The sequence below is a fragment of the Hylemonella sp. P2_B10 genome (genome assembly GCF_056404875.1).
The window spans coordinates 108969-128339 of record NZ_JBFUDE010000006.1; the positions used below are offsets into that span (position 1 = coordinate 108969).

Below are 19371 nucleotides of genomic sequence, written 5' to 3' on the forward strand. Positions count from 1 at the left end.
GCCGCACCGGGGGGGTGCCTGAGCCGCTTCGCCCCGCCCCACCGTCGCCACGAACGCCACCATGCCTGACAGCAGCCCGGGCGCCCCGCGCCCCAACGCCTTGCCGCCCCGCACCCTGCTGGTGGTGGCCGTTGTGGCGGCCAACCTGTTGGCCGCCGTGCTGGCCTGGGCCAGCCTGTTCTATGCGCGCGAGCAGGCCGAGTTGCGGGTGGCCGTGACGACGCAGAACCTGGCCAAGTCCATGGAGCTGACCTTCAACGGGCTGATAGACACCATCGACGTGGCCCTGCTGTCCAGCGCCGACGAGATCAGCCGCCAGCTGGCCACCGGCAAGCCCGACGCGGCCGCCATCAACACCTACCTGGAACGCCAGACCAGCCGCCTGCCCGGCGTGGTGCTGCGCGCCAGCAACGAGCAAGGCCAGGTGGTGTTCGTGCCAGGCGCGCTGGCGCTGGCCACCGACATCACCGACCGCGACTACTTCACCAAGCTGCGCGACAACCCCCAGGCCGGCCTGATCATCGACCGACCGCTGATAGGCCGCATCATCAAGAAGTGGCTGTGGCTGTTTGCCAGGCGCATCAACAAGCCCGATGGCAGCTTTGGCGGCGTGGTGTTTGCCCGCATCGAGCTGACAGAGATCGAAAAGGTGCTGGCGCAGATCCAGCTCTACCCCAACAGCACGCTGGCGCTGCGCGACGCCAATTTCGGGCTGATTGCCGGCCGCCTGAACGGCGCCGAGCGCTACCCCACGCCGGTGGGCGACCGCACCATGTCGGCCGACTTCCAGCGCGCCTTCAAGGCCAACCCGCGCGCCAACAGCTACACCAGCAACAGCACCAAGCTGGACAGCGTGCTGCGCCATTTCTCCTTCGTCAAGAGCGACAAATACGGCTTCGTGGTCACCGTGGGCCTGAGCGACCAGGTGGCCTATGCCGAGTGGCGCAAGCATGCCTGGATCGCCGGCGCCATGGTGCTGGCCTTCATGCTGTCGTCCTGGGTTTTTGCGCGGCTGCTGTCGCGCGCCTGGCGCTCACAACAGCGCGACGTGGCGGCGCTGCGCGCCGCGCAGGACATCGCCAACCTGGGCAATTTCGACGTCGACCTGCGCACGCTGCGCCTCAGCGCATCGGAGACCACGCTGCGCATCTTCGGCATCGGGCCCGAGTATCCGCATGACATCCACAGCATGCTCAAGCTGATCGTCGAGGAGTTCCGCGGCGACATCCAGGCCTACTGGAACACCGTGTACGAGCAGCGCCTGCCGTTCGACCGCGAATACCTCATCGTGCGCCAGAACGACGGTGAAACGCGCTGGGTGCACAGCAGGGGCAAGCTGCGGCTGGACGCCCAGGGCCAGCCGGTGGCCGTGTCGGGCACCGTGCAGGACATCACCGAGCGCAAGGCGGCCGAGCTGGAAGTGGTGCAGCTCAACGAGTTTCTGGAGCAGCGCGTGGCCGAGCGCACCGCCGAGCTGGAGGCCGCCGTGCAGCGGCTGCGCGAGTCGCAGGAAGAGCTGGCGCACAGCCAGGCCCGTGCCACCTTGAGCACGCTGGCGGCGGGCGTGTCGCACGAGCTGAACACCCCCATAGGCAACAGCGTGATGGTGGCCACCACGCTGAAGGACCAGGCACGCAAGCTGCAGCAGCAACTCAACAGCGGCGCGCTCAAGCGCAGCGAATTCAACGATTTCCTGACCACGCTGGCCGACGGCACCGAGCTGGTGGAGCGCAACCTGCTGCGCGCCGAGGAACTGCTGAAAAACTTCCGCCAGGTGGCGGCCGACCAGGCCAGTGAGCAACGGCGCCAGTTCGACCTGGCCGCCGCGGTGCGCGAGGTGTTGCAGACGCTGTCGCCCAGCCTGAAGCGCCACGCCCACCAGGTGGTGCTGGAGATTCCCGAAGGCATACGCATGGACAGCCTGCCCGGCCCGCTGGGCCAGGTGGTGGTGAACCTGGTCAACAACGCCTACCAGCATGCCTTTGAGGGCCGCAGCGACGGCGTGCTGACCATTGCCGCGCAGGCCGAGGGCGCTCAGGTGCACATGAGCTTCAGCGACAACGGCGCCGGCATCGCACCGGACAACCTGGCCAAGCTGTTCCAGCCTTTCTTCAGCACCAAGATCGGCCAGGGCGGCACCGGGCTGGGCATGGCCATCGTGAAGAACCTGGTCACCAAGTCGCTGGGCGGCGACATCGAGGTGCAATCGATCATCGGCCGGGGCACGCGGGTGCTGATACGGCTGCCGCTGGTGCTGCCGCTGGCGCGGGCGGACGCAGCCTGACACCCCATTTCAAGGAGTTTGCCGATGCCGAGCATGGACACATTGGAACGCTTCATCGCCCGCGTGGAGGAAAACGCCCACGTGGAAGCCATCGCCGAGTTCTACACCGAAGGCGCCTCCATGCAGGAGAACAACAACCCGCCGCGCGTCGGCCGCGAGGTGTTGATGGCGCACGAGGCCGCCGCGCTGGCGCGCGCCGCATGGGTGCGCTCAGCCTGCGTGCGCCCGGCCTTCGCCAACGGCGACCACGTGGTGATTCGCTGGATTTTCGAGTTCGGCTACCCGGATGGCAGCCAGCGCCGCATCGAGGAACTGGCCTGGCAGCGCTGGGAGGGCGAGCGGATTGCGCAGGAGCAGTTCTTCTACGACCCCAAGCAGTTCATCGCCCAGCCGCCCAAGGCTTAGAACTTGTCCGTCAACGGCAGGAGCATCCCATGGCCATGGTCCCAGCCCACTACCACTTGCGTGCGGTCATCGCCGGTGGCATGGCCGCCGGCGTGCTGGACATCTGTTACGCCATCATCTTCTGGGCGCTGCGCGCCGGGGTGCCGCCCCTGCGCATCCTGCAGTCGGTGGCCAGCGGCCTGCTGGGCCGGGCGGCCTACAGCGGCGGCTGGCTGACGGGCCTGCTGGGCCTGGCCCTGCACTTCGGCATGACGGTGGTGATGGCCCTGGTGTTCTACACCGCGGCCCGCCGGCTGCCGTGGCTGGGGCAGCACCCCGTGCCCGCCGGCATGGCGTATGGGCTGGGCATCTACGCGGTGATGAACTTCATCGTGCTGCCGCTGTCGGCCTTTCCCAACCCGCAGAACTTCGCGCTGTGGCCGGTGGTGGGCGGCCTGCTGATCCACATGCTGGGCGTGGGCGTGCCCATCGCGCTGTTCACGCAGCGCGCGTTGCGCAACGCGGGGCGCTAACATCGTGGCTTGCCTTGAAAGGAAGCCCCACCATGCTGCAACTGCGTCCCTCCTGTGAATGCTGCGACCGCGACCTGCCGCCCGACTCCACCGAGGCGCGCATCTGCACGTTTGAGTGCACCTTCTGCGCCGACTGTGTCGACGGCGTGCTGCAAGGCAAATGCCCCAACTGTGGCGGCGAATTTGTGCGCCGGCCACGCCGCCCGGCCGACAAGCTGACCAAGTACCCGGCTTCCACCGAGCGCGTGCACAAGCCCGCCGGCTGCGCGGCTGCCGCCTGACTCGCCTCCCGAGAGAAAAGCCCGTGACGATAGACATCCCCAAGGAAGCGCGGCAGGAAGCCATCGCCTCCATCCAGCGCTACTTCGAAGAGAACATGGACGAGCGCATCGGCAACATCGCCGCCGGCGCGCTGCTGGGCTATTTCCTGGAGGAGCTGGGGCCGCTGGTGTACAACCAGGCGGTGACCGAGCTGCAGGAGCGGCTGCAGCAGCGTGTGCAGGAGCTGGACATCGAGTTCCACGAGGATGCCTTCCAATACTGGCGGCGGCAGGAGCGCCAGCGCAAGGGCCGCTGACCTCCTAGAATCAGTGGCCTGCCCGCCTTCAGGGCAGGTTCAAGGAGTCTCGCCATGGCCACCATCGCCGAAGTCACGGCCCGCCCCAGCAGCGGCATCGCCTCCATCGATTCGGTGATGGACACCGGCCCGGGCTGGAACTGGCTGGCCCCGGTGCGCAATGTGCTGTATTACACCTTTGACCTGGCCGACGGCAACCCCAATGCGTCCAACATCCTGTCCAGTGCCGTCACCAGTTTCAACCCCACCCAGCAGGCGGCCGTCACCGCCGCGCTGGCCTATGTAGGGCGCGTCACCGGCATCGTGTTCACGCAGGTGGCCAGTGGCAGCGCGGCCGACATGCATTTCGGCCAGGCCGACATCACCGACCCCGGCTTTGCCGGCTACACGGCCTGGTTCTGGAACTACAAGAGCAGCGGCAACACCGTCACCAGCTACACCGCCGACGCCTACATCTACCTGGACAATGTGCAATATGCCGCCATCAACGCCGCGCCGGTGGACGGCGTCTACGGCTTCGAGTTGCTGCTGCACGAGATCGGCCACGCCATGGGGCTGAAGCACCCCTTCGCCGGCACCCCCACGCTGCCCAGCGACCAGGACGACACGGCCCACTCGCTGATGTCCTACACCCGCGTGGGTGGTGTGCGCGACACCTACAGCCCGGACGACCTCGCCGTGTTGAGCTGGCTGTACGGGGGTGATGGGCTGGGCGGCACCTGGGGCTACAACAGCACCAACGGCCCCAGCGCCACGCTGGTGCCCACGGTGGTCAATGGCAGCACGACCGCCGACACGCTGAAGGGCGGTGCCGGCAACGAGGCCTTCATCACCGAGCAGGGCAACGACAACCTGGACGGCGGCGCCGGCACCGACATCGCCGTCTTCGTCGGCCCGTTCCGCAACTATGCGCTGACCCTGGGCGGCAGCACCAGCGCCACCAGCACCGTGCGCGACACCACCACCGGCGCCAACAGCGACGGCACCGACACGGTGGTCAACGTCGAGCGCCTGCAGTTCGCCAACGAAAGCCTGGCGCTGGACTTGGGACTGTCCCAAGCCGGCGGCAAGGCGCTGCTGACCATGGCGGCCACGCTGGGCGCGGCCTTTCCCACCGACAAGGCCTGGGCCGGCACCTTCCTGCGATTTTTCGACAGCGGCGCCAGCATTGCGGACGGCACCAGCCTGCTGTTTGCGGCCGGCATCATGCAGGCCATTGCCGGCGGCAGCGACAATGCCAGCATCGTCAAGCTGGTGTACACCAATGTGAACGGCAGCGCCCCCAGCGCCGCCACGCTGGCCACCCTGGTGGCACCGCTGAACGCCGGCACGCAGACCGCCGCGCAGTGGATGGCCGACATGGTGGCTTCCAACGCCAACCAGAACCACGTCAACCTGACCGGCTACGCTCAAAGCGGCTGGGAATATTTCGCTTGAGGAGAGCACCAACATGCGCATCGCCATCATGGGTTCAGGAGGCGTAGGCGCCTATGTCGGGGCGCGGCTGCAGGCCGCCGGTGAGGACGTGCACTTCATCGCCCGTGGCGCCCACCTGCAGGCCATGCAGCGCGACGGCCTGCGCTTGGAGAGCCCGCTGGAGCCGCTGCACCTGCCGCAGGTCAGCGCCACCGAGGACCCGGCCACCTTGGGCCACGTGGACCTGGTGGTGTTCGCCGTCAAGCTGTGGGACACCGACACCGCCGCCCGCCAGCTGGCCCCGATTGCCGGCCCCCGGACCCGCATCCTGACGCTGCAAAACGGCATTGATTCGGTGGCGATGATCCAGAGTGCGCTGCCGCAGGCCAAAGTGCTGGGCGGGGTGATCTATGTGTCGGCCGTGATCGACCGGCCCGGTGTGATACGCAGCCCCGGGGGCATGCACCGCATCGTGCTGGACGCTGCCGGTGGCGACCCCGTGGTGGTGGCCTTCTGCGCCGCCTGCGACCGCGCCAAGGCGCTGGAGGCCCAAGCCAGCGATGCGGTGGACACCACCATCTGGGAAAAATTCGTCACGCTGGCCTCGCTGTCGGGCGCCACCTCGCTCTTACGCGCCAACACGGGCCAGATCCTGGGCCACCCGGAAACCCGTGCCTTCCAGCAGCAACTGATCGAAGAGGTGATCGCCGTGGCCCGCGCCGCCGGCAAACCCATGCGCGAGGGCCTGGTGAGCGAGGTGATGAACCGGCTGGCCGCCATGCCACCGGCCTTCCGCTCTTCCATGTCGGAAGACCTGGAGCGCGGCAAACCGCTGGAACTGCGCTGGTTGTCGGGCCGGCTGCACGGCCTGGGCCTGGAGTTGGGTGTGCCCACGCCGGGCCACAGCGCGGTGTACCGCGGGCTGGTGCTGTACGAGAACGGCAAGCCGGCCTGACGCCCGGCCCTGTCTGAGATGATCATGCCGGGACCTTGCCCGGCCCGGCGGCGGCTCAGCCGTGCGCCTTCTCGCCGCGCGCAATCTGCAGCAGGCGGCCCACCTCTTCCCCATGGTGGCGGCAATTGCTGCTGTGCCGGCGCTGTATCAGCAGCATCACGCCGGCATTCAGGATGCCGAACAGGCCGATGGCGAAGAACACCGACATGCCCGCGCCAGCCGCCACGGCGTTCATGCCGCCCAGCAGCACGATGCAGGCCTGCTCGTTGAAATTCTGCACGGCAATCGAGCGGCCGGCGCCCATCAGGTTGTGGCCACGGTGCTGCAACAGCGCATTCATGGGCACCACCAGATAACCACCCAATGCGCCCAGCAAGATGAGGAAAGGCGCGGCCACCCAGACGTTGGTAATCCAGTTCAGCCCCAGCACCAGCACGCCCATGCCTATGCCCAGAGGCAGCAGGCGCGGTGCGTCTTCCAGCTTGGATTTCATCGCCGCCAGCACAATGCCGGCCGCCGTGCCGATGATGACCACGCCCACCAGCGTGGTGGCGTGCGGCACGTCATAGCCCAGCGCGGCGGCGGCCCAGCCCAGCACGATGAGGCGCAGGTTGGCGCTGACGCCCCAGAACAGCGTGGTGGCGCCCAATGAGATCTGGCCCAGCTTGTCGCGCCACAGCCGCATGTTGCAGGCCCAGAAGTCCGGCACCAGGCTGAGCAGGCGCTCGGGCACCGGGCGGTATTCCACGCCGGTGGCCGGCACGCGCAGGTTGAACAGCGCCGCCAGCAGGTAAAAGCTCAGCAGCATGGCAATGGCCGCCTCCGGCGGGTTGCAGATGCCCAGGTCGATGAAGGGCAGGTCCAGCTCCAGCAGGTGCTTGGCCACCGTGGGCCGCAGCAGCTGGCCGCCCAGCAGCGTGCCCAGCACGATGGAGGCGATGGTCAGCCCCTCCACCCAGCCATTGGCCTTGACCAGCATGGAGGGCGGCAGCATCTCGGTCAGGATGCCGTACTTGGCCGGCGAATACGCCGCCGCGCCCAGGCCCACAATGGCATAACACACCAGCGGGTCGGCGCCGAACAGCATCAGCAGGCAGCCGGACACCTTGATCAGGTTGGCGTTGAACATCACCCGCCCCTTGGGGCCGGCGTCGGCAAAGGCGCCAACGAAGGGCGCCAGCACGACGTAGAAGAAGCCGAACATGGGCACCAGCGCGGCCTGCTGCCATTTGGGTGCACCATCAAGTTGCATCAGCACCAGCACGGCGGCCAGCAAGGCGCTGTCGGCCAGCGAGCTGAAAAACTGCGCGGCCATCACGGCATAAAAGCCACGCTTCATGAGGTCAATCGGGACACGAACACGGGGGACACTGTAACACCGGCGTTGACCTGTGACTATCAACAGCCTACGCCACTAGGGCATCAGGTCTCTGGCTGCCGACGCCGCTGGTGCGCGTGGCTACGCGGATGTCCTCCGGCCTTCGGCCTCCCCCTTGATTCCGCTCCGCCACACGCCCCAGCGACATCGGGTCAATTGGCACGCGCAACGTCTGAATGCGGAACACCGGCGAAAACCTGCAAGTACTGAAAAAGCTTCACGCCAGTACTTTTCCGTTAACAAGGAAGCGGCGTGTCAGCCTGAAAATTGGCAAAGGGCCCCATGTGAAACCTGGGAAGGCCAATTTTCAGGCTGGCGCGCTGCGGAGCCACGCCAACGCCAACAATTACAGCAGCCCCAGGTCCCGCGCCGGCACGCCGGCAAATACCTGGTCGCCCTGCCCGGCGTTCAGGCCGTACTGGCGCGCGAACAGGCCGCCCAGCACCGCGCGGTAGTCGTTGAGCACCTGGAAGTCGCGGTTCTGGAACAGCGTGTTGGGCCGCACCAGCACCTGCTCGCCGGCCACCTGGCCGCCGCGCAGGCTGCCGCCCAGCACCCAGTAAACGCTGCCGTGGCCGTGGTCGGTGCCGGCATTGCCGTTTTGCTTGAAGGTGCGGCCGAACTCGCTCACCACCACCACCGTGGTGTCGCGCCACTGCGGGCCCATCTCGTCGGCAAAGGCGGCCAGGCCCCGGCCCAGCTCGTCGAAGCGATTGGCCAGGTAGCCGGTGGCGCCACCCTGGTTGACGTGGGTGTCCCAGCCGCCGACGTCGACAAAACCCATGTTGTAGCGCTCGCGCATCAGGCGGGCGATGCGGCGCGCCTCCAGCTCAAAGCCCTTGGCGGTGATGGCGTTGCGGCTGGCGGCTTCCATCTCCTGGCCCATCTCGCGCGCCACCTCGTCGCGCACGCGAAAGGCCTCGCTGACCGTGCCGGCCAATGGGGTGCCCTGGTACATGCTGGCAATGACGCCGCTCTGGCGCGCGTCCACCCCCGGCTTGGCCGGGTTGCGCAGCGAGGTGTTGGGCACGCCCACCGTGCCCTGGAACACCAGCGGCAACTGGTCGGTGAAGGCCATGCACTTGTTGCCTTGCACCATGCTGGCCAGGCGGTTCATGAAACCGGAGCGGTAGTTCTTGCTCTGGTCCAGCGGCTGGCCCAGCTCGATGCTGTCTTGGGTCTCGAAGTGGCTGCGCGAGGTGTCGGGCGTGCCGGCAAACGGAATGAAGGCCGCCTGGCCGGCCTGGAACAACGGGTACACGCTGTCACGCAGCGCCGGGTGCAGGCCCCAGTCGGCGGACAGCGGCAGCGCCGTGTTCAGCTCGGTGGACGGCTTGGCGATGGCGATCGTGGGGCGCGACTGGTAGTAGAAATCGCTGCTGATGGGCACCAGCAGGTTGGCGCAATCATACCCGCCGCGCAGGAACACCAGCAGGAACTTCGGGCTGCCCGTGCTGCCTGCCGCAAACAGGCGACCGGCGCTGACGGCAGCTGCCGCGCCACCGGCGGCCTGAAGGAATTGACGTCGGTGCATCATCGTTAGCTCCTTGTGTACAGATAGGCTGGCATCAGCGCACCATCATTTCGGGCGAGGCCAGCAGGTAGGTGTTCCATTCCTGCGGCGTGCTGGCCTGGTCCAGCGCGGCCAGGGTGCCGGCACCCAGCGTCTTCTTGATGGATTGGAAATACAGCGCGTTCGACAGTTGCGGGAATGCCGGCCGCTCCTGCGGAGCCGGGCCCTCGGTCTTGAACAAGCCGGCATTGCCCGTGCCAATGGCCTTGGCGATCTCGAAGCGTGTGGCCATCTGGCCCGGGCTGGCCCAGGCGCCCTGGTCCAGCGCGTAGCCATCGGGCGTGGCCTTGCCATACAGCGGCTGGCCCATGCGGCTGAGCCAATACAGGATGGGGTTGGCGTTCAGGATGGGCTTGTCGTCGTAGGCCAGCCGCACCGACGACATCACGTAGTGCATCGGGTCCTTGAACTTGGCACCGCCACCCGCTGCGAACTCGGGCGCGGTGAACAGCGTCTTCAGCGTGGTGGGGATGTCGCCATCGCTGGCCAGGAAACTGGCCGCCATGCGCTGCACCAGCGCCGGCGCCGGCTCGTCGGCCAGCCAGAACTGCGCCAGCTTGCGGCTCACGTAGGCAGCGGTGGCCGGGTGGCGGGCCAGCCGGTCCAGCGCCTCGTCCACCTCGGCCAGGCCCTTGGCCTGCAGCGGCTGGCCCAGCAGCGTCTTGGGTGCAAAGTCGTGCCGGTTGGGGTTGAACTCGAACAGGCCACGGCGCACGTAAAAGGGCTGCAGCTCGGGCTTCACCTTGGGCTCGGTGCCCTGCAGGTTGACGCCGGCACCGGTCAGCACGCGGGCCATCTGCTGCACGTCCTGCTGGCTGTAGCCGCCAGTGACGCCCATGGTGTGCAGCTCCATCACCTCGCGCGCCAGGTTCTCGTTGATGCGACCGGCGGCGTTCTGCTCGTTGTCCAGGTAGCGGATCATCGCCGGGTGCAGCGTCGCAGCGCCCAGCAGGTCGCGAAAGCGGCCCAGCGCATAGGGGCGTATCGCGGTTTCTTCGTAATCGCCCACCATGGCGCGCAGGTTGCTCTTGCCCGAATGCACATTGAAGTGGTTCAGCCAGAACCAGGTCATCTGCTCCTGCACCTGGTTGCTGGAATACAGGCCGCGCAACACGTGGCGGGTGGCGGCCTCGCGCGTGAGGCGGTTCATCTCCTGCTGGTAGGCGTTCTGCGCGGCCTTCTTCTGGTCGTTGTCCACCACCGCGTCGGAATCCTTGCGGCGCTGCTCCATGGTCTGCACCAGTTGCGGCAGCGGCTGCTGGCTGATGGTCATGGCGGTGATCTGCGCCTGCACCGGCTCGGGCAATGTAGCCGGGGCCGGCCGCAACTGGCTGGCCAGGTAGGCCTCGGGGCTGAGGGCCGTGCTGGCCTCCATCTGCGACGCCGTGGCGCCCCAGCTGAGGCGGTTGATCAGCGCATAGCGCTGCTGGGATTCACTGGCAGCAAGGGCCGCATCAGGTGCGCGCGTGGGGGCGGCACAGCCAGCCAACACCAGGGCACACAACAACGCGCTGCTGAGGGCGCCGGCAAGCGGCGCAGGCAAAGTTTTTGTCGGCATGGGCATTCAACGCGGGAGCAGCCCGGCGCAGCACGATGCCACGCGCACCTGGCTGGCAGCTGCATGCTACACAACCCGCAGTGACCCCACTAACGCATCAGCTCAGCGTTTCGCGGACAAAGTCCAGCCGGTCCTGGCCGAAAAACATATCTTTACCCACAAACATCGTGGGCGCACCAAACACACCCCGCTCCACCGCTTCTTCGGTCTGCGCCTTCAGCGCCGCCTTGATGCCAGGGTCGCCCACCAGCGCGCCCACCTCGTCTACGGAGAAACCCGCATCACCCAGTGCCTGGGCTGCAACAGCGGGGTCATTCATGTTGCGCGCGTTGACCCACATGGCGTTGAACACGACGGTCAGCAGCGCGTCGAAGCGCTGCGGTTGGCGTATCTGTACGCCGATCAGCAAACGCATCAGCATCAGCGTGTTGATGGGGAAATGCGGGTTCATCACCAGCGTCACGCCGTAGCGCTTGGCAAAGCGCCCCAGGTCGATGTCCATGTAGCGCCCCTTGGGCAGCACGGTGCCGGGCGACGCATTGCCGGTGGCCTGGAACACCCCGCCCAACAGCATGGGCTTGTAAACCAGCTCGGCACCCTGCTGGCTGCACAGCGCGGGCAACTGCGTCCAGGCCAGGTAGGAGGCAGGGCTACCGACATCGAAATAAAACTCCACGGTCTTGCTCACGGCAGGGGCTCCTGATTTATTTTGAATAACGAACGTTTGGCAAACGAACGTTATGCTATCCTGCCAGCACTGTCAACCCGAACAACCCTGCCCTGCCCGCCATGCGCTACCCCGCCAGCCACAAAGCCGAAACCCGCGCCAAGCTGCTGGCCAGCAGCCGCGCCATTGCCAAGCAAGGCGGCTTCGAGGCCACCGGCGTGGACGCGCTGATGGCCGCCGTGGGCCTGAGCGGCGGCGCGTTCTACAGCCACTTCGACTCCAAGCAGGCACTGTTTGAGGCACTGGTGGAAGACGAGCTGGCCAACAGCCGCGACCTGCTGGCCGGTGAGCCTGAGGAGTCCACCGCCTCCGTGGCCAAGCGCCTGCGCGGCTACCTCAGCAGCGCGCACGCGCTGAACCCGCAGCAAGGCTGCGCCCTGCCCACGCTGGGCGCGGAGATTGCCCGTTCGACACCCGCGCTGCGCGGCAAGGTGGAACAACAGTTGAAGGCACTGCAACAAGGCTGGACCGATCGCCTGGGCGATGGCGACGATGCCTGGGCCCTGCTGGCGCAATGCGTGGGCACGCTGATGCTGGCGCGCGTGGTGGAGAGTGACAGAGCGCGCAAGGACATCCTGGCCGCCGGCCGGCGCCAGGTGGACAAAATTCAACAGGGCTGACACAGCCTCTCAGGAGACCCCCCATGAGCAACGACAACACCCAGAAAGTGGCATTGGTCATCGGCGCCGGCGACGCCACCGGCGGCGCCATCGCACGCCGCTTTGCCCGCGAAGGCTATACCGCCTGCCTGACGCGCCGCTCAGCCGACAAGCTGCAGCCGCTGGTGGACAGCATACGCGCCGAGGGGTTCCAGGCCTTCGGTTACGGCAGCGATGCGCGCAAGGAGGAAGAGGTGGCGGCGCTGTTCGAGCGCATCGAGGCCGAGCACGGCCCGGTGGAGGTGCTGGTGTTCAACATCGGCGCCAATGTGCCGTGCAGCATTCTGGAAGAAACCGCACGCAAGTACTTCAAGATCTGGGAGATGGCCTGCCTCAGTGGCTTCCTGACCGGCCAGCAGGCGGCGCGGCGCATGGTGGCACGCGGGCGCGGCACCATCATCTTCACCGGCGCCACGGCGGGCCTGCGCGGCTCGGCCAATTTCGCCGCCTTTGCCGGCGCCAAGCACGCGCTGCGCGCGCTGGCCCAGAGCATGGCGCGTGAGCTGGGCCCGAAGAACATCCACGTCGCCCACGTGGTGGTGGACGGCGCCATCGACACCGAGTTCATCCGCAGCAATTTCCCCGAGCGCTATGCGCTGAAAGACCAGGACGGCATCCTGAACCCCGAGCACATCGCCGACAACTACTGGTACCTGCACACCCAACCGCGCGATGCCTGGACGTTTGAGCTGGACCTACGGCCTTACATGGAGCGCTGGTAGCGCCTCTGGCCCCACCCTGTGCCCCCCACCCTCCAAACAAGCCCTTCACGCCTACGCGATTCGCAGGGACCAGGCCGCCACGGCACTCCGCTCCGCGGCTGTCCCCCGGGCCTTCGGCCCTCCTCCTTGATGCCGCTGCGCAGAGTGCCATGACGTCCTGATCCTGCGAGCGTGGCTGGCGTGCGGTAATCCGGCATTCCGGCGTCATGTGTGCCAATTGACCCGATGTCGCTGGGGCGCGTGACGCAGCGAAATCAAGGGGGAGGCCCGCAGGGTCGGAGGACATTCGCGGAGTCACGCGCACCAGCGGCGTCGGAAGCGTGCCAAGGGCTATTCACCGGCTGTTCACGGCACGTCACACAAAGGCGTCTCCAGCACCACGGCCAACGGATGACGCGGGCCGCCGTACTGCACCGCCAGGCGTTGCAGCGCGCGCAGGTCCCTGGTGTGGCGGGGTATCCAATGCACCTTGCCTTGGGTGTCGGCCACGCGAAAGGCGGGCTCCAGCGGCTGGCGGTGACCGAAGCTGACGTCGCGCACCTCGTCCCAGGCCACCAGCCGGCGGCGACCCAGGCGGTTCAGCAGCATCAGTCCCTCGGGGCCGGCTTGCACCGGGCGCAGGAAGTAGAACAGCAGCACGATGAAGCCGGCGGCCACGGCCAGTGGCAACGTGGAGGGCCATGAGAACGGCTGCCCTGACAGCCAGCTGCCCAGGCGCAGCACGGCGGTCAGCACAATGCCAATGGGGAAGATTTGCCGCCACAGGGCGGGCACGCGGACGCGGAAGGATTGCAGGGGTTTGTTGGTCATCGAAGCTGGCGAAAAGCGGCTGCCGGATTATGACGAAACGGCAGCGCCTGCGGCCTTGCCCGCGCCGGCCCAGCGCTGCCAGTAAGCCAACGCCACCTTGAAGGTGTTCACCTGCACCTGCACCGTCTGGTGGATATCCACGCCATAGCCGCCGGCCATGGTGAAGGCCAGCGGAATGCGGCGTTGCCAGGCCCAGTCGAACACGCGGCGGTCACGCGCTTCCAGGCCGTCATAGGTCAGCTTCAAGCGGCCCAGGCGGTCGCCCTCGTGCGGGTCGGCGCCAGCCAGGTACAGCACCAAACCGGGTGTGAAGCGGCGCTCCAGCTCGTCCAACGCTTCTTCGAGTGCTTGCAGGTAGGGCGCATCGGTGCAGCCGTCGGGCAGCTCCACGTCCAGACTGCTGGCCTCCTTGCGGAAAGGGAAGTTCTTGGCCCCGTGCAGTGACAGCGTGAACACTGACGGGTCGCCGGCAAACACGCTGGCGGTGCCGTTGCCCTGGTGCACATCCAGGTCGATGACGGCCACCTGCAAGGGCTGGCGCCCCCTGCTGCCGCCTTGGCGTCGCCACTCGGCCTGCATCAGCCGCGCGGCCACCGCTACGTCGTTGAAGACGCAAAAGCCACCGCCCTTGTGGGCATAGGCATGGTGGGTGCCACCGGCCAGGTTGGCGGCCAGGCCTTGCGGGCCCTGGCCGTCTTGCTGCGCACCCTGGTGCAGGCCCAGCGCCACGCGCGCCGCCGAGATGGTGGCGCCCACCGAGCGGCGCGCGCGTTCGGCCATGGCCTCGCTCCAAGGGAAGCCGATCTCGCGTTGCGCGGCCGGCGGCAGCGTGCCGTGCTGGATGGCGTCGATGTAGAGCGGCGTGTGCACCAGCGCCAGCTCGCCATCGCTGGCCGGAAGCGCCGGCTGCATCTGCACCTGCGGCAGCTCAGCCTGCAGGCGGTCGCGCAGCAGCCGGTACTTCGGCATGGGGAAGCGGTGCTGCGGCGGCAGCGGCAACACAAACTGGTCAGCGTAGAAGGCGTGCACAGGTGATGGGGTCGGCGGCGCCCAAAAGCGCAACTGCCTCCCCCCTTTGACAAGGTGGAAGGCAGATTATGCGAGGCCGGGCGGCAGCGCGCTGGCGTGCCGCAGGCCCCGTACTTGGCCGAAGCGTCGGTCAGACCGGCGCAGAACGGTCAGTTGCGGTACGGGTTGTTGGGCGAACGGTCGGCGCCGTTGCGCACGCCGTCGCCGTCGTTGTCGCGGTTGGCCCAGCGGCCAGGCTCAAAATACCAGCGGTTGTCGCGCTGTACCCAACTGGGTGCGTGGTAGACGTAACCCACGCGCTCACGCTCCCAGTGGCCGGCACGCCACACATGGCGGCCATCGCGCAGTTCCCAATAGCCGGGTGCCCAGACATAGCCCGAACGCGGCGACGGCACGGTTTCCACGCGCAGTGGCGGCGGCGCCGTTTCGTAGTACACGGTCACGTCAGGCATGGCTTGCGCCGGCATGGCCAGAGCCGCGCCCAGGGCGGCGATGCTGGCCAGCGTCAAAGTGGTTTTGCGAAATTTCATGAGGGTTCTCCTTCCTGCGGAATTCTTGAAACTACATGCTGCAGAGCCGGGGCCTTGAGGCACCATTGCGCAGCGCACTGCGCCTTCTCTCCACAGGTAAAGTCACTGTAGTTCGGTGTGGCGCGCAAGTCTGTTTGAGAGCGCACAGTCAGGTTGTGGGACAACACCTACGATGGTGTAAAGCTGGCGCAAAGGCACTGCGCCACAACCCCCACCCCAAGCTGGGAGACTGGCATGACACCTTCACCCCTGACACCCCCTAGACCTAGACGCACGCTGCGCGCGCTGCCGGCGGCCGCGACTGCCCTGTGCGTTGCCGCCACCCTGCTGGGCGCCTGCACCCCATTGCCCACCACACCGCGCAATGCGCCGTTGCTGATTGCCGACCAACCCGGCAACGGTGCCACGCCACCGCAGCCCTTGCCGCAGCGCGGCATCCAGTTCGACCAGAATGACTACTCGGTGAAGGACAAGTACGCGCTGGACCAGCGCCGAGACACAGGCAGCCGCGCTGAGCCGGACCGCCCCGCTGGCGGCTACGCCACCAAGTAGGACACCAGAGGCACCGCGGGCAGGCCGCGCTCACGCGCGCTGGCCAACAGCCAGCGGCCGGCGTCCATGCGGCTCAGGGGTTTGGCATACAGGTAACCCTGCAGCTCCGCGCAGCCGGCGTCGCGCGCGCATTGGGCCTGGGCCTCGGTTTCCACGCCTTCGGCCACCACCGTCAGCTGCAGCGCCTCGGCCAGCTGGCAGATGGCGCGCACCACCGCCACCGCCTCCGGTGCCGGCAGGGGGTCCACCAGGCCACGGTCCACCTTGACGCTGCGCAGCGGCAGCGAGCGCAGCATGTTCAGCGACGAAAAGCCGGCGCCGAAATCGTCCAGCGCCACCTGCACACCCATCTCACGCAGTTGGGTGATCTGCAGGATGGTCTGCTCCAGGTTCTGCACCGCCGAGCTTTCGGTGATCTCCAGCGTCAGCAGTTCGGGTGGCGTGCCGGTGTCGGCCAGCACCCGGGCCACCAGCTTGGGGAAGTCGGCGTCCAGCAACTGCAGCGGCGACACGTTGACGGCCACCGGCACGCAGTAGCCATAGTCGGCCTGCCAGCTGGCCAGTTGCTGGCAGGCTTCCCACAGGAAGAAGCTGCCCAGCTCGCCGATCAGCCCGGTGCGCTCGGCCGCGGCGATGAACTCCACCGGGCTGACGTAGCCCACGCCCGGGCGTTCCCAGCGCGCCAGTGCCTCGAAGCTGACCAGCTCGGTGTTGTGCGCATCCACCTTGGGCTGGTACACCAGGTGGAACTCGGCGTTCAGAATGCCCGTGCGCAGTGCCTGCTCCTGCTCCAGCAGGTTGCTGGCGCCGCGCTCGAACTCCGGCCGTGCCAGCGCATGCGAGGTGCCCGGCGTGCGTTTGGCCGCATGCAAGGCGGCGTTCGCCGCCCGCAACAGCGCATCGGCGTCGGCCGCGCTCTGCGGGAACAGGGCGATGCCCATGGAGACGTCGACGAAGAATTCGCGATTGGCCACCTCCAGCGGGTTGGACAACAGCTCGCGCACCACGGCCGCCATGTCCAGCGCGGCGTCCTCGCCGCTGCCGGCGCCGGACAGCAGCGCGAACTCGTCCTCGCCCTGGCGCATCACCACATGGCCGGCGCCGTGCGCCCGCATGGCCGCGCTCAGGCCCTTGGCCAGGGCCAGGATGACCTGGTCGCCCATCTCGTGACCATGCGCCTCGTTGAACAGCTTGAATCGGTCGATGTCCAGCAGCATCAGCACGAACGGTGAGGACGCCGGGCCGGCGGCGCAGCGCTCGCGCAGGGCCTGCAGCAAGGCGGCGCGGTTGGGCAGGCCGGTCAGCTCGTCCTGCAAGGCCTGGCGCAACAGGGCCTGGGTGACGCCGTGGCGGTCGGTGTCGTCGGTGACCAGCGCCTGCACCGCCGGCTGCCCGTCCCACTCGGTGCGAAAGGCCTCCACCCGCAGCCAGCGGGTGCGGCCATGCTCAAACACCCGCTCACCCTCGTACACCAGCTGGTAAGCCTGGCCGTCAAGCACCCGCTGGTACTGCGCCAGCGTGTCGTCGCGCTGCTCAGGCGTCAGGAAGCGTGTGAACAGCCCGATGCTGAGCGCCTCCCCTTCGGGCACGCCATAAATGGCGCGCAACGCCGGGTTGGCGTACACCACGTCACCCTGGATGGCGATCAGGATGCCCTGGTGCGAGCGCTCGGTCAGCACCTCGAAGCGCTGGTGCTCGCGCCGGGACTCCGCTTCGGCACGCTTCCAGGCCGCATACAGCATGGCCACGCCCAGCGCCACGCGCAGCACCGAGGAGATGTTGACCTGCAGCAGCACGCCCTCCTCCATCGGCAGCACATAGAGGTATTGGCTGGCGCCCATCACCGTCAGCAGCGGGCCCACCAGGCGCAGCGCGCTGAATTGCCGGCCATCGGCGTTCCACAGCCAGCGGGTGGCGAACAGGCCCACGGTCATGTTGATGGTGGCGGTGCAGATGCGTGCCGCCGTGCCGCCGCCCAGCCCGTAGGACATGCCGGTCAGCGCCAGCACGCCCAGCATCAGCAGCAGGGTCTGGCGCAGCGGCATCTGGCGCCGTGCCAGCGAGACCACGCCCATCGCCAGCAGCGTGGTGTAGCCCATGGAGCTGACCAGCAGGGCCAGCAAGCCGGCCAGGCTCAGCTCAGGGTCCACGCGCAGCGACAGCCCGTAACCGGTGGCCACGACAGCCGCCATCAGGTAGCACAGGCCCATGTAGAAGGTGAAGGACTGCCGGGGGTTGCCCCGCCAGACCATCAGCAATGCGGTGCCGATGATCAGATTGATCGCGACGCTGATGGCCAACGCGTAGTTCAACACTGAGTCCTGATAGTCGTCCGCAATCGAATCACTCCCGAGCTTTCCTTCGATCTATTGAATTTGTCCGCGCCATTCTAGGTACCGGCGGATACCTGAATGCCGCTGGGATAAACTGAATTGGGTAAAAGCCAGCCAATCTATCGTTTTTTTACAACTGTTTTTTTGTGCCGTACATGTACAAAGTACACCGACGCCATGTGCTGCACTGGCTCGCCGCCCCTGCATGGCTGTCTGTCAGCGCATGCGCCAACCTCCCCGCCAAGCCCATGTCCTCTGCCGCCAACGCCCCCAGCTCCGCATCCCTGTCTCCTGCCCTGGCCGGCGCCTTTGCCCCCACAGGCAAGCTGCGCGCCTGCATTAACCTGGGCAACCCCATCCTGGCCAACAAAGACGCCGCCAGCGGCCAAGTCAAGGGCGTGTCGGTGGACCTGGCTGGCGCGCTGGCCCAGCAGCTGGGCCTGGCGCTGGAGCTGAACGTGGTGGAAGGCGCCGCGCTGTCGGTGGCGGCGGTGAAGTCTGGCGCCGCAGACATCGGCTTTTTCGCCATCGACCCACTGCGGGGTGACGGCATACGCTTCACCGCGCCCTATGTGCTGATCGAGGGCGCCTACCTGGTGCGCAACGACTCCGCACTGACCGACAACGCCCAGGTGGACACCGCCGGCACCCGCGTGATGGTGGGCCAGGGCAGCGCCTATGACCTGCACCTGAGCCGCGCGCTGAAGGCGGCGCAGATCCTGCGCGCGCCCACCTCGCCCAAGGTGGTGGACACCTTTGTGGCCGAGCGCGCCGATGTGGCCGCCGGTGTCAAGCAGCAGTTGCAGGCGGACGCCGCCCGCATAGGCGGCCTGCGCCTGCTGCCCGGCCGCTTCATGGTGATCGAACAGGCCATGGGTGTGCCGGCCGAGCGCGGCGAAGCAGTGCAGCAGGCCCTGAAGGGCTTCGTCGAATGGGCCAAGGCCAGCGGCTTCGTGGCCCAGGCGCTGGCGCGGCATGGCATCCAGGGTGCGACAGTGGCGCCTGCTGCTGGCTGAAAACCTCGCCCCTGACAAGCCAGACGCTGACGGAAGCAGCCTGCGCTCAAACCTGGATTGCGAGATCAGGCCGACACGGCACTCGGCTCCGCGGCTGTCCCCCGGCCCTTCGGGCCTCCTCCTTGATGCCGCTGCGCCGAATGCCGCATCGACCCGATCCTGCCAGCGTGGTTGGCGGGCCGGTGTTTCTGCATTCAAGCGTTGCGCATGCCAAGTGACCCGATGTCGCTGGGGCGCGTGGCGTAGCGAAATCAAGGAAGAGGCCCGCAGGGCCGGGGGACATTCGCGGAGCCACGCGCACCAGCGGCGTCGGCAGCCAAAGACCCTGTCGCCCC

General features: G+C 67.3%; 19 protein-coding genes. 11 read left to right on the forward strand and 8 right to left on the reverse strand.

All coding sequences use genetic code 11. The annotated features are described in order from the left end of the window. Positions 1-61: 61 nt before the first annotated feature. Genes AC1DX2_RS23335 through AC1DX2_RS23365 form a run of 7 tightly spaced genes read left to right on the forward strand, consistent with a single transcriptional unit; the run spans position 62 to position 6149 of the window. Positions 62-2284 carry an ATP-binding protein gene (locus AC1DX2_RS23335; RefSeq protein ID WP_477198822.1) on the forward strand — a complete coding sequence of 741 codons (2223 nt, stop codon included), beginning with the start codon at positions 62-64 and terminating at the stop codon, positions 2282-2284. 24 nt (positions 2285-2308) lie between these two features. Further along, on the forward strand, positions 2309-2689 hold the full coding sequence (locus AC1DX2_RS23340; RefSeq protein ID WP_477198823.1) for a nuclear transport factor 2 family protein: 381 nt from the start codon (positions 2309-2311) through the stop codon (positions 2687-2689). A gap of 29 nt (positions 2690-2718) precedes the next feature. Then, positions 2719-3201, forward strand: a complete 483-nt coding sequence (locus AC1DX2_RS23345) for a hypothetical protein (RefSeq protein ID WP_477198824.1) — start codon at positions 2719-2721, stop codon at positions 3199-3201. Between the two features lie 32 nt (positions 3202-3233). Then, entirely contained in the window at positions 3234-3482 is a 249-nt protein-coding gene (locus AC1DX2_RS23350; RefSeq protein ID WP_477198825.1) for a DUF1272 domain-containing protein, read from the forward strand. 23 nt (positions 3483-3505) lie between these two features. Further along, positions 3506-3778, forward strand: coding sequence for a DUF2164 domain-containing protein (locus tag AC1DX2_RS23355; protein WP_477198826.1), 273 nt, complete (start codon positions 3506-3508; stop codon positions 3776-3778). 54 nt (positions 3779-3832) lie between these two features. Then, on the forward strand, positions 3833-5215 hold the full coding sequence (locus AC1DX2_RS23360) for a hypothetical protein (protein WP_477198827.1): 1383 nt from the start codon (positions 3833-3835) through the stop codon (positions 5213-5215). Between the two features lie 13 nt (positions 5216-5228). Beyond that, on the forward strand, positions 5229-6149 hold the full coding sequence (locus AC1DX2_RS23365; protein WP_477198828.1) for a ketopantoate reductase family protein: 921 nt from the start codon (positions 5229-5231) through the stop codon (positions 6147-6149). A gap of 55 nt (positions 6150-6204) precedes the next feature. On the opposite strand, the gene lplT is transcribed toward AC1DX2_RS23365, so the two are convergent. From lplT to AC1DX2_RS23385, 4 genes are all read right to left on the reverse strand, one after another. After that, the gene (gene lplT, locus AC1DX2_RS23370; RefSeq protein WP_477198829.1) at positions 6205-7488 is read right to left on the reverse strand and encodes a lysophospholipid transporter LplT; all 1284 of its coding nucleotides are present in this window, start codon (positions 7486-7488) and stop codon (positions 6205-6207) included. Positions 7489-7873: 385 nt separating this feature from the next. Further along, positions 7874-9061, reverse strand: coding sequence for a DUF1501 domain-containing protein (locus tag AC1DX2_RS23375; RefSeq protein WP_477199043.1), 1188 nt, complete (start codon positions 9059-9061; stop codon positions 7874-7876). Between the two features lie 34 nt (positions 9062-9095). After that, positions 9096-10658: a DUF1800 domain-containing protein gene (locus AC1DX2_RS23380; protein WP_477198830.1), complete on the reverse strand. Its 1563-nt coding sequence runs from the start codon at positions 10656-10658 to the stop codon at positions 9096-9098. Positions 10659-10755: 97 nt separating this feature from the next. Beyond that, entirely contained in the window at positions 10756-11346 is a 591-nt protein-coding gene (locus tag AC1DX2_RS23385) for a 2-hydroxychromene-2-carboxylate isomerase (protein WP_477198831.1), read from the reverse strand. A gap of 101 nt (positions 11347-11447) precedes the next feature. On the opposite strand from AC1DX2_RS23385, the gene AC1DX2_RS23390 reads away from it, so the two are divergent. Continuing rightward, positions 11448-12005 (forward strand): TetR/AcrR family transcriptional regulator, encoded by a 558-nt coding sequence (locus AC1DX2_RS23390; RefSeq protein WP_477198832.1) that lies wholly within the window; start codon positions 11448-11450, stop codon positions 12003-12005. 23 nt (positions 12006-12028) lie between these two features. Beyond that, positions 12029-12766, forward strand: a complete 738-nt coding sequence (locus tag AC1DX2_RS23395) for an SDR family oxidoreductase (protein WP_477198833.1) — start codon at positions 12029-12031, stop codon at positions 12764-12766. Between the two features lie 345 nt (positions 12767-13111). Here AC1DX2_RS23395 and AC1DX2_RS23400 read toward each other — a convergent pair whose 3' ends face one another. The 3 genes from AC1DX2_RS23400 to AC1DX2_RS23410 form a co-directional block, all read right to left on the reverse strand. Then, positions 13112-13576, reverse strand: coding sequence for a PH domain-containing protein (locus tag AC1DX2_RS23400; RefSeq protein WP_477198834.1), 465 nt, complete (start codon positions 13574-13576; stop codon positions 13112-13114). 27 nt (positions 13577-13603) lie between these two features. Next, positions 13604-14605, reverse strand: coding sequence for a histone deacetylase family protein (locus AC1DX2_RS23405; protein WP_477198835.1), 1002 nt, complete (start codon positions 14603-14605; stop codon positions 13604-13606). Between the two features lie 149 nt (positions 14606-14754). Further along, positions 14755-15135, reverse strand: coding sequence for a YXWGXW repeat-containing protein (locus AC1DX2_RS23410; RefSeq protein WP_477198836.1), 381 nt, complete (start codon positions 15133-15135; stop codon positions 14755-14757). Between the two features lie 234 nt (positions 15136-15369). Here AC1DX2_RS23410 and AC1DX2_RS23415 point away from each other — a divergent pair, with 234 nt between their 5' ends. Then, positions 15370-15687: a hypothetical protein gene (locus AC1DX2_RS23415; protein ID WP_477198837.1), complete on the forward strand. Its 318-nt coding sequence runs from the start codon at positions 15370-15372 to the stop codon at positions 15685-15687. Here AC1DX2_RS23415 and AC1DX2_RS23420 read toward each other — a convergent pair. Then, positions 15672-17999: a putative bifunctional diguanylate cyclase/phosphodiesterase gene (locus tag AC1DX2_RS23420; RefSeq protein WP_477198838.1), complete on the reverse strand. Its 2328-nt coding sequence runs from the start codon at positions 17997-17999 to the stop codon at positions 15672-15674. The two genes, AC1DX2_RS23415 and AC1DX2_RS23420, sit on opposite strands and share 16 nt — an antisense overlap. A gap of 269 nt (positions 18000-18268) precedes the next feature. On the opposite strand from AC1DX2_RS23420, the gene AC1DX2_RS23425 reads away from it, so the two are divergent. Beyond that, complete coding sequence (locus AC1DX2_RS23425; RefSeq protein ID WP_477198839.1) at positions 18269-19036, forward strand: transporter substrate-binding domain-containing protein; 768 nt, start codon at positions 18269-18271, stop codon at positions 19034-19036. The last annotated feature ends 335 nt before the right edge of the window (positions 19037-19371 follow it).

Bases quoted from the DNA above. Each gene is read 5' to 3' on its own strand.
- AC1DX2_RS23350 (WP_477198825.1), top strand. From the start codon at position 3,234: ATGCTGCAACTGCGTCCCTCCTGTGAATGCTGCGACCGCGACCTGCCG.
- AC1DX2_RS23360 (WP_477198827.1), top strand. From the start codon at position 3,833: ATGGCCACCATCGCCGAAGTCACGGCCCGCCCCAGCAGCGGCATCGCC.
- AC1DX2_RS23415 (WP_477198837.1), top strand. From the start codon at position 15,370: ATGACACCTTCACCCCTGACACCCCCTAGACCTAGACGCACGCTGCGC.
- AC1DX2_RS23335 (WP_477198822.1), top strand. From the start codon at position 62: ATGCCTGACAGCAGCCCGGGCGCCCCGCGCCCCAACGCCTTGCCGCCC.
- AC1DX2_RS23400 (WP_477198834.1), bottom strand. From the start codon at position 13,576: ATGACCAACAAACCCCTGCAATCCTTCCGCGTCCGCGTGCCCGCCCTG.
- AC1DX2_RS23425 (WP_477198839.1), top strand. From the start codon at position 18,269: ATGTCCTCTGCCGCCAACGCCCCCAGCTCCGCATCCCTGTCTCCTGCC.
- AC1DX2_RS23340 (WP_477198823.1), top strand. From the start codon at position 2,309: ATGCCGAGCATGGACACATTGGAACGCTTCATCGCCCGCGTGGAGGAA.
- AC1DX2_RS23345 (WP_477198824.1), top strand. From the start codon at position 2,719: ATGGCCATGGTCCCAGCCCACTACCACTTGCGTGCGGTCATCGCCGGT.
- lplT (WP_477198829.1), bottom strand. From the start codon at position 7,488: ATGAAGCGTGGCTTTTATGCCGTGATGGCCGCGCAGTTTTTCAGCTCG.
- AC1DX2_RS23365 (WP_477198828.1), top strand. From the start codon at position 5,229: ATGCGCATCGCCATCATGGGTTCAGGAGGCGTAGGCGCCTATGTCGGG.
- AC1DX2_RS23375 (WP_477199043.1), bottom strand. From the start codon at position 9,061: ATGCACCGACGTCAATTCCTTCAGGCCGCCGGTGGCGCGGCAGCTGCC.
- AC1DX2_RS23380 (WP_477198830.1), bottom strand. From the start codon at position 10,658: ATGCCGACAAAAACTTTGCCTGCGCCGCTTGCCGGCGCCCTCAGCAGC.
- AC1DX2_RS23390 (WP_477198832.1), top strand. From the start codon at position 11,448: ATGCGCTACCCCGCCAGCCACAAAGCCGAAACCCGCGCCAAGCTGCTG.
- AC1DX2_RS23410 (WP_477198836.1), bottom strand. From the start codon at position 15,135: ATGAAATTTCGCAAAACCACTTTGACGCTGGCCAGCATCGCCGCCCTG.
- AC1DX2_RS23395 (WP_477198833.1), top strand. From the start codon at position 12,029: ATGAGCAACGACAACACCCAGAAAGTGGCATTGGTCATCGGCGCCGGC.